14 protein-coding genes and 2 pseudogenes are annotated in these 14,833 nt (G+C 67.0%); 7 read left to right on the top strand and 9 right to left on the bottom strand.

From position 1 onward, the window contains the following. From G3N61_RS21610 to G3N61_RS21620, 3 genes and pseudogenes are all read left to right on the top strand, one after another. Nucleotides 1–133 (top strand): annotated as a pseudogene (locus G3N61_RS21610) (ABC transporter ATP-binding protein); the annotation flags it as partial. Beyond that, nucleotides 121–1,044, top strand: a pseudogene (locus tag G3N61_RS21615) (class I SAM-dependent methyltransferase); the annotation flags it as partial. The pseudogenes G3N61_RS21610 and G3N61_RS21615, both read left to right, overlap by 13 nt. Before the next feature lie 89 nt (nt 1,045–1,133). Beyond that, nucleotides 1,134–2,021, top strand: a complete 888-nt coding sequence (locus G3N61_RS21620; RefSeq protein ID WP_043191902.1) for an SAM-dependent methyltransferase — start codon at nt 1,134–1,136, stop codon at nt 2,019–2,021. Between the two features lie 81 nt (nt 2,022–2,102). Here the strand turns inward: G3N61_RS21620 and G3N61_RS21625 are convergent, their stop codons facing one another. Both G3N61_RS21625 and G3N61_RS21630 read right to left on the bottom strand, forming a co-directional pair. Beyond that, nucleotides 2,103–2,675, bottom strand: a complete 573-nt coding sequence (locus G3N61_RS21625) for a DUF1415 domain-containing protein (protein WP_041492730.1) — start codon at nt 2,673–2,675, stop codon at nt 2,103–2,105. 55 nt (nt 2,676–2,730) lie between these two features. After that, a complete protein-coding gene (locus G3N61_RS21630) occupies nt 2,731–3,351 on the bottom strand; it encodes a TetR/AcrR family transcriptional regulator (protein ID WP_043191616.1) in 621 nt (206 codons plus the stop codon). Between the two features lie 220 nt (nt 3,352–3,571). Between G3N61_RS21630 and G3N61_RS21635 the strand changes: the two genes are divergently transcribed. The 3 genes from G3N61_RS21635 to G3N61_RS21645 all read left to right on the top strand — a co-directional run bounded on the left by G3N61_RS21635 (nt 3,572) and on the right by G3N61_RS21645 (nt 7,064). Further along, nucleotides 3,572–4,855, top strand: a complete 1,284-nt coding sequence (locus tag G3N61_RS21635) for an MFS transporter (RefSeq protein WP_089449815.1) — start codon at nt 3,572–3,574, stop codon at nt 4,853–4,855. 164 nt (nt 4,856–5,019) lie between these two features. Further along, nucleotides 5,020–5,625 carry a nitroreductase family protein gene (locus G3N61_RS21640; RefSeq protein ID WP_089449816.1) on the top strand — a complete coding sequence of 202 codons (606 nt, stop codon included), beginning with the start codon at nt 5,020–5,022 and terminating at the stop codon, nt 5,623–5,625. 188 nt (nt 5,626–5,813) lie between these two features. Further along, nucleotides 5,814–7,064, top strand: coding sequence for an Hsp70 family protein (locus G3N61_RS21645; RefSeq protein ID WP_205823536.1), 1,251 nt, complete (start codon nt 5,814–5,816; stop codon nt 7,062–7,064). Between the two features lie 99 nt (nt 7,065–7,163). Here the strand turns inward: G3N61_RS21645 and G3N61_RS21650 are convergent, their stop codons facing one another. Then, on the bottom strand, nt 7,164–7,367 hold the full coding sequence (locus G3N61_RS21650; RefSeq protein WP_006477070.1) for a cold-shock protein: 204 nt from the start codon (nt 7,365–7,367) through the stop codon (nt 7,164–7,166). A 420-nt stretch (nt 7,368–7,787) separates the two neighbouring features. Between G3N61_RS21650 and G3N61_RS21655 the strand changes: the two genes are divergently transcribed. Beyond that, the gene (locus G3N61_RS21655; protein ID WP_043191605.1) at nt 7,788–9,386 is read left to right on the top strand and encodes an APC family permease; all 1,599 of its coding nucleotides are present in this window, start codon (nt 7,788–7,790) and stop codon (nt 9,384–9,386) included. Nucleotides 9,387–9,509: 123 nt separating this feature from the next. On the opposite strand, the gene G3N61_RS21660 is transcribed toward G3N61_RS21655, so the two are convergent. From G3N61_RS21660 to hemA, 6 genes are all read right to left on the bottom strand, one after another. Beyond that, nucleotides 9,510–10,301: a class III extradiol ring-cleavage dioxygenase gene (locus tag G3N61_RS21660; protein WP_205823537.1), complete on the bottom strand. Its 792-nt coding sequence runs from the start codon at nt 10,299–10,301 to the stop codon at nt 9,510–9,512. Between the two features lie 210 nt (nt 10,302–10,511). Then, nucleotides 10,512–11,108: a UbiX family flavin prenyltransferase gene (locus G3N61_RS21665; protein ID WP_205823538.1), complete on the bottom strand. Its 597-nt coding sequence runs from the start codon at nt 11,106–11,108 to the stop codon at nt 10,512–10,514. Between the two features lie 13 nt (nt 11,109–11,121). Further along, nucleotides 11,122–11,433, bottom strand: a complete 312-nt coding sequence (gene grxD / locus G3N61_RS21670) for a Grx4 family monothiol glutaredoxin (protein ID WP_021161789.1) — start codon at nt 11,431–11,433, stop codon at nt 11,122–11,124. 69 nt (nt 11,434–11,502) lie between these two features. Beyond that, on the bottom strand, nt 11,503–12,345 hold the full coding sequence (prmC, locus tag G3N61_RS21675; RefSeq protein ID WP_089449820.1) for a peptide chain release factor N(5)-glutamine methyltransferase: 843 nt from the start codon (nt 12,343–12,345) through the stop codon (nt 11,503–11,505). 7 nt (nt 12,346–12,352) lie between these two features. Then, the gene (prfA, locus tag G3N61_RS21680; protein WP_043191597.1) at nt 12,353–13,435 is read right to left on the bottom strand and encodes a peptide chain release factor 1; all 1,083 of its coding nucleotides are present in this window, start codon (nt 13,433–13,435) and stop codon (nt 12,353–12,355) included. Nucleotides 13,436–13,517: 82 nt separating this feature from the next. Then, nucleotides 13,518–14,816: a glutamyl-tRNA reductase gene (hemA, locus tag G3N61_RS21685; RefSeq protein WP_043191595.1), complete on the bottom strand. Its 1,299-nt coding sequence runs from the start codon at nt 14,814–14,816 to the stop codon at nt 13,518–13,520. Between the last annotated feature and the right edge of the window lie 17 nt (nt 14,817–14,833).

The following is a 14,833-nucleotide window of genomic DNA, read 5'->3' on the forward strand; positions in this document are numbered from 1 at the left end:
GCTGAACATGATCACCGGGCTGCTCAAGCCCGTGTCGGGCGAGGTGCGCGTGATGGGCCGCCCGGTCGACGGGATCGATCCGCGCATCGGCTTCGTGTTCCAGGCCGACGCCGTGTTCCCGTGGCGCGCCGTGTCGAGCGCAAGCCGAAGAAGGCGAAAGCCGCGACCGGCGTCGACGCATTCAACCTGCATCGTCTCGCGCAGTCGCAGCGCGCCCGCACGCTCGGGATGCTGCTGATCCCGCTCGATGCCGACTACACGATCCCGCTGCGCCGCGCGCCCGACGTGCGTGCCGCGTGCGAAGAGGCGTACGGGCCTGGCGGCGCGCCGTCGGTCGTGTCGCTGCGCGAACTGCTCGGCCTCGTCGGCGCGCATGAATGGCGCAAGAAAGGCGTGGCGATCCCGGCGCTCGGCGGCGCGGCGATCCACCCGCACTACGGCGTGTTCTCGCCGGTGCGCGGCGAATACGTCGATCTCGTCGCGCGCGCGCCGCTGCCGGCGACGTCGCTCGCGTTCGACATCGGTACGGGCACCGGCGTGCTGGCGGCCGTGCTGGCGTCACGCGGCGTCGCGCGCGTCGTCGCGACCGACCAGGATCCGCGGGCGCTCGCCTGTGCGCGCGAGAACGTCGACCGGCTCGGTCACGCGGATCGTGTCGAGATCGTCGAAGCCGACCTGTTTCCGGCCGGCCGTGCGCCGCTCGTGGTCTGCAACCCGCCGTGGGTGCCGGCCCGGCCGAGCGCACCGATCGAATACGCGGTCTACGATCCGGACAGCCGCATGCTGCGTGGCTTCCTCGCGGGGCTCGCCGCGCACCTCGAGCCCGGCGGCGAAGGCTGGCTGATCCTGTCCGATTTCGCCGAGCATCTCGGCCTGCGGCCGCGCGACACGCTGCTGCAATGGATCGACGAAGCGGGCCTCGTCGTGCTCGGCCGCGACGACATCCGCGCCGCGCACCCGAAGGCGATGGACGCCGACGATCCGCTGCATGCGGCACGCCAGGCCGAGGTCACGTCGCTCTGGCGGCTCGGCGCACGAGCCTGATCGCGCATTTTCGGTAAACTATCGCCATTCCTCACGAATTCCCGCCGCCGGGCCGTGGTCAGCCGACCGTGGCCCGGCGCCGCATCACGATGTCGAACAAGACCCACGAAATCCGCCCGGAGCAGTCCGTCGAACTGCTGAAGGAACTGCACATCCTCACCCGCGACGGCAAGCTGAACCAGGACAGCCGCCGCAAGCTGAAGCAGGTCTATCACCTGTTCCAGTTCATCGAGCCGCTGCTCGCCGGCGTGCAGGCCGACCGTGGCAGCGTGACGCTCGTCGATCACGGCGCCGGCAAGTCGTATCTCGGCTTCATCCTGTACGACCTGTTCTTCAAGCAGCAGCCGGGGCACGGCACGCCGGCGTTCGCGTCGCACGTGTACGGGATCGAGACCCGCGAGGAGCTGGTCACGCGCTCGGCCGAGCTGGCCGCCCGGCTCGGGTTCGGCGGCATGTCGTTCCTGAACCTGTCGGTGGCCGATTCGATCACGTCGCCGAAATTGCCTGAAACGGTCGACGTCGTCACCGCGCTGCACGCGTGCGACACGGCGACCGACGACGCGATCCGCTTCGCGCTCGCGAAGCGCGCGCAGCACATCGTGCTGGTGCCGTGCTGCCAGGCGGAGGTCGCGGGGGTGCTGCGCAAGAACAAGGGCAAGTCGCTCGCGAGCGCGCTGACGGAAGTGTGGCGGCATCCGCTCCATACGCGCGAATTCGGCAGCCAGATCACCAACGTGCTGCGCTGCCTGCAGCTCGAAGCGCACGGCTACCAGGTCAGCGTGACCGAGCTGGTCGGCTGGGAGCACTCGATGAAGAACGAGCTGATCATCGCGCAGTACAAGAACCTGCCGCGCCGGCGGCCCGGCGAGCGGTTGAACGAGATTCTCGGGATGTTCGGGCTCGCCGAGCTGAACGAGCGCTTCTTCGTGCCGGAAGCGGCGGCGGGCGGCGAGGCCGTCGAACCGGCCGCAGGCTGACACGCGGGGCGGGCACGCCGCACCGCGCCGCTGTCAGTGCGTCGCGCGGTGCACGATGCCCGCCGCCCGTTGCACGTCGCGTCAGACGTCGTCGCCCGGCCGGCGCATCCATTCGCGCCAGCCATCGTGGCCGAGGCGGCGCAGCGTTTCCTGATTCTTTTCGTAGATCGCGGACGCGTCCGGGAACGCGTCGACCGCGCGCGCAATGCTGTCCTCGCGCAGCAGGTGCAGGATCGGATACGGCGCGCGGTTCGTGTAGTTCTCGATGTCGTCGGGCTCGCTGCCTTCGAACCGGTAGTCCGGATGGAAGCTCGCGATCTGCAGCACGCCGTCGAGCCGCAGCTGCCGCACCAGCCGGTCGGCAAAGAACAGCGCATCGTTGTAGTCGATGAAATCGGCGAACGCATGCGGGAAGATCACGAGCGTCGTGTCGACCTGCTGCGGGTCGGCCGCGTCGAGCGCGCGCAGCTCCGTTTCGAGTTCGGCGAGCGCGTCTTCCAGCGTCGTCGCTTCGCTGATCGCGTAGCGCACCTGTTCCTTCACATAGACGCTTTTCGCGAACGGGCACAGATTGAGCCCGATCACCGCGCGCGCGAGCCAGTGCCGTGTGGCGGCGAGGATGTCGTCGTGCGATTCGGGGCGGGTGTCGGTCATCGTGAAACCAGTCGGGCGGAAGGGCGGCGAGGGCCGCATTGTAGCGGGCGCGCCGTCACGCGCAGGCGGCTTCGATCAACTGCGTGACGAGCGCGGGGGCGACGCCGATCGGCGTTTCGCCGTGCCGATAGGTCTGGCTTGCCGCGTAGATGCCTTCGATCACCAGCGCGAGCGAGTCGGCGAGCGCCTGCGGCTGCCGCACGCCGGCGCTTTCGCACAGTGCGACGAGCCGCTTCATCAGCTGTTCCTTGTTCTGCGCGACGCGTTCGCGCGCCGGGTGCGACGCATCCGGGAATTCGGCGGCGACGTTGACGAACGGGCAGCCGCGGTAATCCTTCTGCGTCGCGCGCTCGGCGAGATCGACGAAATACTGGATCAGCTGCGCTTTCGGCTGGCCCGGGTGTTTCGCGACGCTCGTATTGAAGCGGTCGAAGAAACACGCATCCATCCGCTCCAGATACGCGAGGATCAGCTCGTCCTTCGACGAGAACTGGCGATACAGGCTCATCTTGTTGACGCCCGCGCGCTCCACGACCGCCTCGACGCCCACCGTCCGAACGCCTTCCTTGTAAAACAGCTCCTCGGCGGCGCGCAGCAGGTGCTCCTGCGCGGTGGCGCCGTCGATCGGCCGGCGCGTGCGGCGCGCCAGCGGTTTGGCGATCTCGATGCCCGACATGATGACCCTCGACTGCATAGTGAATTGCTTGACATGTTACCGATTGGTCACTACGATCGCAACACACTTGTGACCGGTCGGTAACAATGCCGATCGGATCGACAGACAAATGCCAAGCGTCGGCCCGGGTCAGCCGATGCAGCGTGCGGCGGAGGTGGCCTGGCTGGGTGGGGCGGAACGGGTGCGGAGGCGCCGGAGCCGCCAACAGGAGAACGCGAAGATGAACTGGGCGGTGACACGAATCGGCGGGCGCTTTCACTACGGATGGCTCGCGGCGGCGGTGGTATTCCTGATCCTGCTGGCGGCGGCCGGCACGCGCGCGACGCCGAGCGTGCTGATGGTGCCGCTCGAGCGCGAGCTCGGCTGGAGCCGCGCGGCGATCTCGCTGGCGATCTCGGTGAACATCGCGCTGTACGGACTGACGGGCCCGTTCGCGGCCGCCGCGATGCAGCGCTTCGGGCTGCGCCCGACGATTCTCGTCGCGCTCGTGACGATGAGCGCGGGCGTCGCGCTGTCGTCGATGATGACGCAGAGCTGGCAGATGGTGGTGATCTGGGGCCTGATGGTCGGCTGCTCGACGGGCGTCGTCGCGCTGACGCTGTCCGCGACCTTCGTCACGCGCTGGTTCCATGCGCGGCGCGGCCTCGTGATGGGGATCCTGACCGCGAGCACGGCCACCGGCCAGCTCGTGTTCCTGCCGATGCTCGCGGCGATCGCGCAGCGCCATGGCTGGCGGCCGGTCGTGCTGGTCGTCGCGGTCGCGGCCGCGATCGTGATTCCGCTCGTGGCGTTCCTGTTGCCCGAACGGCCGGCCGACTTGCAACTGCGCCCGTACGGCGAGCCGGCCGATGCGCCGCCCGCGCCCGAGGCGGCGAAGGAGAACCCGCTCACGGTCGCGTTCCGTACGCTGCTGACGGCGAGCCGTTCGCGCGATTTCTGGCTGCTGTTCTTCAGCTTCTTCATCTGTGGCGCGAGCACCAACGGTTACGTCGGCACGCACCTGATCGCGATGTGCAGCGATTACGGGATGACCGAAGTGCAGGGCGCATCGCTGCTCGCGGCGATGGGCGTATTCGACCTGTTCGGTACGACGCTGTCGGGCTGGCTGTCCGACCGCTACGACAATCGCGTGCTGTTGTTCTGGTACTACGGGCTGCGCGGGTTGTCGCTGATCTACCTGCCGCACGCGTTCGGGATCGATTTCTTCGGGCTGCCGCTGTTCGCGATGTTCTACGGGCTCGACTGGATCGCGACCGTGCCGCCGACCGTGCGGCTTGCGACCGACGTGTTCGGCAAGGCCGCGGCGCCGGTCGTGTTCGGCTGGATCGTCGCCGGCCACCAGCTCGGCGCGGCGTTCGCGGCGCTCGGCGCCGGGCTGCTGCGGGCAAGCCTCGGCACCTATACGATCGCGTCGATGATCTCGGGCGGGCTGTGCATCGTCGGCGCGCTGATCGTGCTGCGGATCAACCGCGGCCCGTCGCGCGCAGCCGCGCAGGCGGCCTGAGCGCGGCAATCCGGTGGCCCGGCTGGCCGCGCGGCGGGCGGCCGGCCAATGCACGCACGCAGATTTGCATAGCGCGGGAGGATCGGGCGCGCATCGGCTCAAGCGGGTATGCTTGCGGTTCGCCACGCGTTCGCGCCCCTTCATCGATGTCAGCGAGGATCCGCATGTCCGTCAAACCTGCTCCCACCACTGTTTCGATTCACGATCTGATCGCGGGCCGCTGGAGCCCGCGCGCGTATTCGGATGAACCCGTCAGCGCCGGCGATCTGCACGCGGTGTTCGAAGCCGCCCGCTGGGCGCCGTCCGCGTACAACGCGCAGCCGTGGCGTTTCATCGTATTCGACCGCACGCAGGACGAAGACGCGTTCAAGCGCGCGTTCGCGACGCTGGTGCCGTTCAACCAGGGCTGGAATGCGCCGGCGCCCGTGCTGATCGCGGTGACCGCGCATACGCTCACGTCGAAGGGCGAACCGGCGCCGACCGCGCTGTACGACGCGGGCGCCGCCGCGATGTCGCTGGTGCTGCAGGCCCACGCGCTGGGCCTGGCCGCCCACCAGATGAGCGGCTTCGACGCGAAGGCGTTCCGCGACGCGTTCGCGATTCCGGCCGACGTCGCGATTCCGGCGATCATCGCGCTCGGCCACTACGGCAACGTCGACAAGCTCGATCCCGTGCTGCGCGATCGCGAGAAGGCGCCGCGCACGCGTCATGCGCTCGGCGAGGTCGTCTATGCGAGCGCGTGGAAGAAGGGCTTCGACGCGGCAGCCTGACCGCCAGGCGGGCGGGCTGCGTCGCGCGTCCCGCCCCGCGTGTCTCCCGGCGCGCCAGGCTGCGTGCCGTCGCGATCGGGGCCCGTTGCGCGGGCACCGATGGCCAGCCCCGGTTGTGATCCCGCGGGCTTCATGTTAAAAAGCCCGTCCTTTCCGTTTTCGCGCCGGCCCTGCTGCGGCAACTTCCCATGACTTACTGCGCGATCGATTTCGGCACGTCCAATTCCGCCGTGGCGCTGCCCGACGGCGACGGCATGCGCCTCGCGCCCGTCGAGGGCGACCACCTGACGCTGCCCACCGCGATCTTCTTCAACAACGACGAAGAGACGGTCGAATACGGCCGTGCGGCGCTGGCTTCCTACATCGACGGTTTCGACGGCCGGCTGATGCGCTCGATGAAGAGCATCCTCGGCTCGCCGCTCGCGGAAACGACGACCGATCTCGGCGACGGCAGCGCGATCGCGTACACCGAAATCATCGCGCGCTTCCTGACGCACCTGAAGCGCAAGGCCGAAACCCGCGCGGGTGCGCCGATCGGCCGTGCGGTGCTCGGCCGGCCCGTGTTCTTCGTCGACGACGATCCGCGCGCCGACCGCCTCGCACAGGATCAACTCGAAGCCGCCGCGCGGTCGGTCGGCTTCGCGGACGTGCAATTCCAGTACGAACCGATCGCGGCCGCGTTCGACTACGAGTCGCGCCAGCAGGCGGAGCGGCTCGTGCTCGTCGCCGACATCGGCGGCGGCACGTCCGACTTCTCGCTGGTACGCGTCGGGCCCGAGCGGATGGCGCGGCTCGAGCGCAAGGACGACGTGCTGGCCCACCACGGCGTGCACGTCGCGGGCACCGACTACGACCGGCGTGTCGAGCTGGCGGCGATCCTGCCCGCGTTCGGCTACCGTTCGCTCGACCCCGAAGGGCGCGAGCTGCCGAACAAGATCTACTTCGATCTCGCCACCTGGCACCTGATCAACACGGTCTACACGCCGAAGCGGCTCGGCGAGCTGAAGCTGATGAAGCACCTGTACCGCGAGGTGCAGCAGTACGACCGACTCACGAGCGTGGTCGAGCAGCGGCTCGGACATGCGCTGATGGCGCGTGCGGAAGAAGCGAAGATCGGCGTCGCGGCGGGCGGGGAGACGATGATCGACCTGAACGACGTGGAAGAGGATCTGCAGATCGCGTTCGATGCCGGCCGCCTCGTCGACGCGAGCCACGACGACACCGCGCGCATCGTCGACGCCGCGCGCGAGACGGTGCGGCTCGCGGGCGTTGCGCCGCGCGATGTCGGCGCGCTGTATTTCACCGGCGGTTCGACGGGCCTCGCGTTCCTGTCGGGCGCGCTCGCGGGTGCGTTCCCGGATGCGCAACCGGTGTTCGGCGATCGCCTCGCGAGTGTCGCGACGGGCCTCGGCATTCACGCGCAGCGACTATTCGGTTGAATGCGAGCGGCTAAAAGGCCGCCATGCCGGGCGACTGGCGCCGAAAAACAAAAAGCCCCGCCGAAGCGGGGCTTTTTTACACGAATAATCGCGCCAAGCTTAGACCGGACGGATGTTCGCAGCTTGCAGACCCTTCGGGCCCGTCTTCACTTCGAATTCAACCTTCTGGTTTTCTTGCAGCGTCTTGAAGCCTTCGACGCGGATTTCCGAGAAGTGCGCGAACAGATCGTCGCCGCCGCCTTCCGGGGTGATGAAGCCGAAGCCCTTTGCGTCATTGAACCACTTGACGGTACCGGTTGCCATGTTACTTGTTCCTAAAAAGATAAAACGGGGCCGAAGCCCATGGGGTGCGGAAAATCAAGGAAGGGGTAATAGGACCAACCGGAGTACCGTTGATGGGCGAACTACGAAAGAACCAATTCACTCGCCACTTGAAATCCTGCGAAGTCCTTTATACGGCTTATCAACCGCGTGGTCAACCGTATTTCCATTGACTCAGGGTTATTGCGTAGATCAGGTTTACAAAGCTTGCAAACGACGCGAATTTTTTGTAGGGGCCGATCGATTTTGGCGCCACGTTTCAGGTGCAACCGTTAAACTACGCGCCGCGTGGACGGGTTGCCCTGATCGGGTGACTCGCCCCCCCAAAATTGCGTGCGCGGTGCTGTCCGAGCCGATCCCGGACCGCGGGCCGACCATGCTTTTTGAGACACAGGAGAGGATGTGAAGAGTTCTATTCAACGGAACATCGGCCCGTTTGCATTGATGCTGACGGGGCTGGGTTCGATTATCGGCTCGGGCTGGCTGTTCGGCGCCTGGAAGGCCGCGAAGATTGCCGGTCCGGCGGCGATCTGCGCATGGATCATCGGCGCTGTCGTGATTCTTGCCATTGCACTGACGTACGCGGAATTGGGCGCGATGTTCCCCGAGTCGGGCGGGATGGTGCGCTACGCGCGCTACTCGCATGGTTCGCTGGTCGGCTTCATCAGCGCGTGGGCGAACTGGATCGCGATCGTATCCGTGATCCCGATCGAGGCTGAAGCGTCGATCCAGTACATGAGTACGTGGCCGTATCCCTGGGCGCACGCGCTGTTCGTGAACGGTGAGTTGACGGTACCCGGCCTGCTGCTGTCCGCGGTGCTGGTCGTCATCTACTTCCTGTTGAACTACTGGGGCGTGAAGGCGTTTGCCCGTGCGAACACCACGATCACGATCTTCAAGTTCCTGATCCCCGGCCTCACGATCCTCGGCCTGATGCTGACGAGCTACCATCCGGAGAACCTCGGCACGGCGTCGAACGCGACTTTCGCGCCGTACGGCTGGTCGGCGGTGCTGACCGCGGTCGCGACGAGCGGCATCGTGTTCGCGTTCAACGGCTTCCAGAGCCCGGTGAACCTCGCGGGCGAAGCGCGCAATCCGTCGCGCAGCGTGCCGTTCGCGGTGATCACGTCGATCCTGATCGCGCTCGTGATCTACGTGCTGCTGCAGATGGCGTATATCGGCTCGGTGAATCCGGCCGACGTCGCACAGGGCTGGTCGCACTTCAACTTCAAGTCGCCGTTCGCCGAACTGGCGATCGCGCTGAACCTGAACTGGCTTGCGATCCTGCTGTACGTCGACGCATTCGTCAGCCCGAGCGGCACCGGGACGACGTACATGGCGACGACCACCCGCATGATCTACGCGATGGAGCGCAACAACACGATGCCGAAGATGTTCGGCAACGTGCACCCGCTCTACGGCGTGCCGCGTCAGGCGATGTGGTTCAACCTGCTGGTCTCGTTCATCTTCCTGTTCTTCTTCCGCGGCTGGAGCTCGCTCGCGGCAGTGATCTCGGTCGCGACGGTGATCTCGTACCTGACCGGCCCGATCAGCCTGATGGCGCTGCGCCGTGCGGCGACCGACATCGAGCGTCCGCTGTCGATTCCGCTGATGAAGCTGATCGCGCCGTTCGCATTCGTCTGCGCATCGCTGATCCTGTACTGGGCGAAGTGGCCGCTGACGGGCGAGATCATCCTGCTGATGATCGTCGCGCTGCCGGTGTACTTCTACTTCCAGGCGAAGTCGGGCTGGACCGGCTGGGGTGACGACCTGAAGGCCGCCTGGTGGCTGGTCGCGTACCTGCCGACGATGGCCGTGCTGTCGCTGATCGGCAGCAAGGAGTTCGGCGGTCACGGCGTGCTGCCGTACGGCTGGGACATGCTGGTCGTCGCGGCAATCGCGCTGGTGTTCTACTTCTGGGGCGTGAGCACCGGCTACCGCACCAAGTATCTCGACGAGCGCGAGTCGCACGACGAGATCCTCGAAGGGGTCGGTGCCTGACGACGCCTGACCTGCCGCCGGAATCGGCGGCGGCAGCCAAGGCAAGAAAAAGCCCGCCCGAGCATCGCTCGGGCGGGCTTTTTCGTTGATGCGGGTGCCGCGCGCCGGTTGGCGCCGTGCCGCTCAGGCGGCCGTGCTCGAGAACACGTAGTTCGTCATCGCGAGCACGCGCTGGTACGTGCCGAGCGACTGGATGCCGAGCTGGTAGTCGTCGTCCGCCGCGCCGAGCGCCGTGAACACCGGCAGCAGATGCTCGTCGGTCGGATGCATCAGCGCCGCGTGCGGCGCCTGCCGGCGGTAGTCGAGCAGGGCGTCGATGTCGCGCGAGGCCAGCTTCGCCTCGAACCAGTCGGTGAATTCCGCGACGCGCGGATCCGCATCCTCCGGTGCCGCACCGAAATCGGCGGCGCGCAGGTTGTGCGTGATCTGGCCCGAGCCGATCACCATCACGCCTTCGTCGCGCAGCGGTCGCAGCGCGCGGCCGAGCGCGAAGTGGTGGGCGGCATCCGCGCGCGGCTGGATCGACAACTGCGCCACCGGCACGTCGGCTTCCGGGAACATCAGCAGCATCGGTACCCACGCGCCGTGGTCGAGGCCGTGCTCGGTCGTCGCGGTCTCGATGCCGGCCGCGTTCAGCAGCCCGGCCGCGCGCTCGGCGACGTCAGGCGCGCCGGGCGCCGGGTAGTGGATGTCGTACAGCGCCTGCGGAAAGCCGTAGAAGTCGTGGATCGTGTCCGGATGCGCGGCGATGCTGGCGACGGGCCGCTGCGTGCCCCAGTGCGCGGACAGCATCAGCACCGCGCGCGGGCGCGGCAATTCGGCAGCGAGGTACGTGAATGCACCGGACGGCAGCGTCGGGTCGATCGGCAGCGTCGGGGCGCCGTGGGACAGGTAGAGCGAAGGCAAGCGGTTCATGGCGGTGGCCTGCAAAGGGATTTGCCAGTGACTATAGGCGCGGACTGCGCATTGATAAATCCGCGCTCTGGAATTTGATTGACGCTTGTTTGTTGATAATCGGGATGGTGTGGCGCACGCTACGGCTGATGGCCGTTGTATTCGTGAAATCGAATGTATTTCGCCGAAAATTCGCGAAGATGCGCGCAGATCGAATCTGCGGAAGTGCGCTTACTGCGCGTGCCGGATGCCGGCCCACGGCGTCGTCAGCGGGGCGTTGAGCGCGAACAGGTCGAGGACGCGCGTGACGGTCTGGTCGACGAGTTCCTCGATCGTCTTCGGCATCGCGTAGAACGCGGGCAGCGGCGGGAAGATGATGCCGCCCATTTCGGTAACGGCCGTCATGTTGCGCAGATGCGCGAGGTTGAACGGTGTTTCGCGCACCATCAGCACGAGGCGGCGGCGCTCCTTCAACGTGACGTCGGCGGCGCGTGTGATCAGGTTGTCGGATAGCCCGTGCGCGACGCTCGCGAGCGTCTTCATCGAGCACGGCGCGATCACCATCCCGTCGGTCGCGAACGATCCCGATGCGATCGTCGCGCCGACGTCGCGCACCGAGTGCACGACGTCCGCACGGCTTTCGACATCGGCCTTCGACAGCTTCAGTTCGTGCTGGATGTTGAGCCAGCCGGCGGTCGAAATCAGCAGGTGCGTTTCGACGCCGCCGCCGGCGCGCAGCAGGTCGAGCAGCCGTACGCCGTAGATCGCGCCGGTGGCGCCGGTGATCGCGACGATCAGCCGGCGTGGCGGCGCGCTGGGAGATGCCATCGAAAGGGGAGGCTTACGCGGCGGCGAACAGTTGCTGCAGTTCGCCCGACTGGTACATCTCCATCATGATGTCCGAGCCGCCGATGAATTCGCCCTTCACGTAGAGCTGCGGGATGGTCGGCCAGTTCGAGAATTCCTTGATGCCCTGGCGGATCTCGTCGTCTTCGAGCACGTTGACCGTCTTGAACTGGTCGACGCCGCAGGCTTTCAGCACCTGGATGGCGCGGCCCGAGAAGCCGCACATCGGGAATTGTGCGTTGCCCTTCATGAAGAGCACGACCTGGTTTTCGTCGACGATTTGCTTGATACGTTGTTGGGTGTCCATGACTGACCTTGCGTGTTTGCGGGGCGTTAGATCGAAATGATAGCGGATTTCAACCGGGCGGGCCGGGCATCAGCCCGGCAGGCGGCCGCCTGTCGTGCGTTCGATCGCGGCCAGATCGGCGAGCGATTCGACTGCGACGAAGCCGTGCGATGCGAGCAGCGCGCGCACGGCTTCGGCCTGGTCGTAGCCGTGCTCGATCCAGAGCGTGCCGCCCGGTTTCAGATAGGTGCCGGCGCCCGCGACGATCGTGCGGATCGCGCTGAGGCCGTCGGCATCGTCGGTGAGTGCGCCGCGCGGCTCGAAACGCAGGTCGCCTTGTGCGAGGTGCGGATCGTGTTGCGCGATGTACGGCGGGTTGCTGACGATCGAGTCGAATGCGAGTGACGGCTCGAGCGCCGCGTACCAGTCGCTTTGCAGCCAGTGCAGCGGGCCGCCGGGGCGGTGCGCGTCGAGCAGCTTGCCGGCGTTGCGTTGCGCGACCGCGAGTGCGGCCGGCGAACGGTCGAGCGCCCACACGCGCGCATCGGGTCGCTCGGCAGCGATGGAGACGGCAATCGCGCCGCTGCCCGTGCCGAGATCGAGCACGGCCGGATGCGGCAGTCCGTCGATCGCGTCGAGTGCGGCTTCGACGAGCAACTCGGTTTCGGGGCGCGGGATCAGCACGTCGGGCGTCACGTCGAACGGCCGGCCGAAGAATTCGCGCATCCCGACGAGCTGCGCGACGGGCTCGCCGGCCAGGCGGCGCGCCTCGAGCGTGCGGTAGCGTTCGACCGCAGCCGCGTCGAGCGGCGCGTCGCCGCGCGTGATCAGTTGCGTGCGGGTCCAGCCGAGCGCATGCGCGAGCAGCACGCGCGCATCGACCGGATCGAGTGGTGACGCGCGCAGCAGTTCGTCGGCGGTGGTATCGGGCATCGCGGCCTCAGTCGGCGTCGCCGAGCGACGCGAGCAGCTCGGCCTGATGCTCGCTGACCAGCGCGCTGATCAGTTCGTCGAGATCGCCGTCCATCAGCGCTTCGAGCCGGTACAGCGTCAGGTTGATCCGGTGGTCGGTCATCCGGCCTTGCGGGAAGTTGTACGTGCGGATCCGTTCCGAGCGGTCGCCCGAGCCGATCAGGCTCTTGCGGGTCGCGGCTTCCTTCGCGTGCTGCTCGTGATACTGCTTGTCCTTGATGCGCGCGGCGAGCACCTTCAGTGCGCGATCCTTGTTCTTGTGCTGCGAACGGTCGTCCTGGCACTCGACGACGATCCCGGTCGGGATGTGCGTGACGCGCACCGCCGAATCGGTCTTGTTGATGTGCTGGCCGCCTGCGCCGGACGCGCGGAACGTGTCGATCCGCAGGTCGGCCGGATTGATCTCGACCTCGCCGATTTCGTCGGCTTCCGGCATCACTGCGACCGTGCACGCGGACGTATGGATGCGCCCCTGCGTTTCAGTCGCGGGCACGCGCTGCACGCGATGGCCGCCCGATTCGAACTTCAGGCGCGAAAACGCGCCCTGGCCCGCGATCCGCACGATCACTTCCTTGTAGCCGCCGAGATCCGACGCGCTTTCCGACATCATTTCGACCTGCCAGCGCTGGCGTTCCGCGAAGCGCAGGTACATGCGCAGCAGGTCGCCCGCGAACAGCGCCGATTCGTCGCCGCCCGTGCCTGCACGGATTTCGAGGAAGATGTTGCGATCGTCGTTCGGATCCTTCGGCAGCAGCATCTTCTGCAGCTCGGTTTCGAGGCGGGTCATGCTCTCGCGCGCGCTGCGGATCTCGTCTTCCGCGAAGTCGCGCATCGACAGATCGCCGAGCAGCTCCTGCGCGGCCGTCTCGTCGCTGCGCGACTGGCGCCACAGCGCGTACTGTTCGACCACCGGGCCGAGTTCCGCATGTTCACGCGTCAGCTTGCGGTACTGGTCGAGGTCGGCCGTGACGTTTTCGCGGCTCAGCAGGTCGTTCAGTTCGGCCAGCCGTGTGGACAGCTGGTCGAGCTTGCGTTGCATGCTCGTCTTCATGGTGTGGAGCGGCGCTCCCGGGCAAGGGGTATTCGGAAAGGATAGGCCGGCGCGCGGCCGGCGGCAGGGCGATCGGCCGGCGCTAGTGGCCGGACTGGTCGTTCGAGCGCGGTGCGTGCTGGTAGAAGCCGCGCATCAGGTCGATCAGCGAATCGCGATCGGCCCCGTTCACGCGGTTGAGCGCGCTCGTCGGGCCGTGGATCAGCTTGTTGGTCAGCGCTTGCGACAGCGCTTCGAGCACGGCGGCCGGATCGTCGCCGCGCGCGAGCAGCTTCTGCGCCTTGTCGACTTCGGCCCGGCGCAGCGCGTCGGCCTGCGTATGCATGTGACGGATCACCGGCACGACGCTGCGCGTGTCGAGCCATTGCATGAAATTCTGCACGCGCGTCTCGATGATCGTTTCGGCCTGCGCGACCGCGGCTTGCCGCGATGCGTTGCCTTCGCGCACGATCGCGCCGAGATCGTCGACGGTGTAAAGGAACACGTCCTTCAGCTTGCCGACTTCGGGCTCGATGTCGCGCGGCACCGCGAGGTCGACCATGAAGATCGGCCGGTGGCGGCGTGCCTTCACCGCGCGCTCGACGGCGCCGAGGCCGATGATCGGCAGCGTCGACGCCGTACACGACACGATGATGTCGAATTCGTGCATGCGGGTCGGCAGGTCCGCGAGCGGCATCGCGCGGCCGTTGAAGCGTTCGGCGAGCCGCTGGCCGCGTTCGGCCGTGCGGTTCGCGACGACGAGTTCGCGCGGGCCTTGCGCGGCGAAGTGCGTCGCGCACAGCTCGATCATCTCGCCGGCGCCGATGAACAGCACGCGCTGATCGGACACTTTTTCGAAGATGCGCTGGGCGAGGCGCACCGCGGCGGCGGCCATCGACACCGATTGCGTGCCGATTTCGGTCGTGCCGCGCACTTCCTTCGCCACCGCGAACGTGCGCTGGAACAGCTGGTTCAGATAGGTGCCGAGCGCGCCGGCTTCCGTCGCGGTGCGGACGGCGTCCTTCATCTGGCCCAGAATCTGCGTTTCGCCGAGCACCATCGAATCGAGGCCGGACGCGACGCGGAATGCGTGCCGGACCGCTTCCGACTGCGGCAGCGCATAGACGTGCGGCGCGAGCTCGTCGACCGGAATCCGGTGATACTCCGACAGCCAGCGGACCGCACCTTCGCGTGCCGCGCGATCGTCGGTCGCGCAATACAGTTCGGTGCGGTTGCAGGTGGAGAGGATCGCCGCTTCGGGTGAATTGGGTGCCTGGGGGCCGAGAAACACGTTCTTGAACGTGACGAGAGCCGGCTTGATCTGCTCGAGCGGAAACGCCACGCGTTCGCGCAGGGCGACAGGCGCAGTGTGGTGATTGATTCCGATCGTGAGGAGTTGCATATCGAGGGCTATCGTTT

The sequence above is a fragment of the Burkholderia sp. Ac-20349 genome, from assembly GCF_017104865.1.
GTDB classification, from domain to species: Bacteria; Pseudomonadota; Gammaproteobacteria; order Burkholderiales; family Burkholderiaceae; genus Burkholderia; species Burkholderia aenigmatica.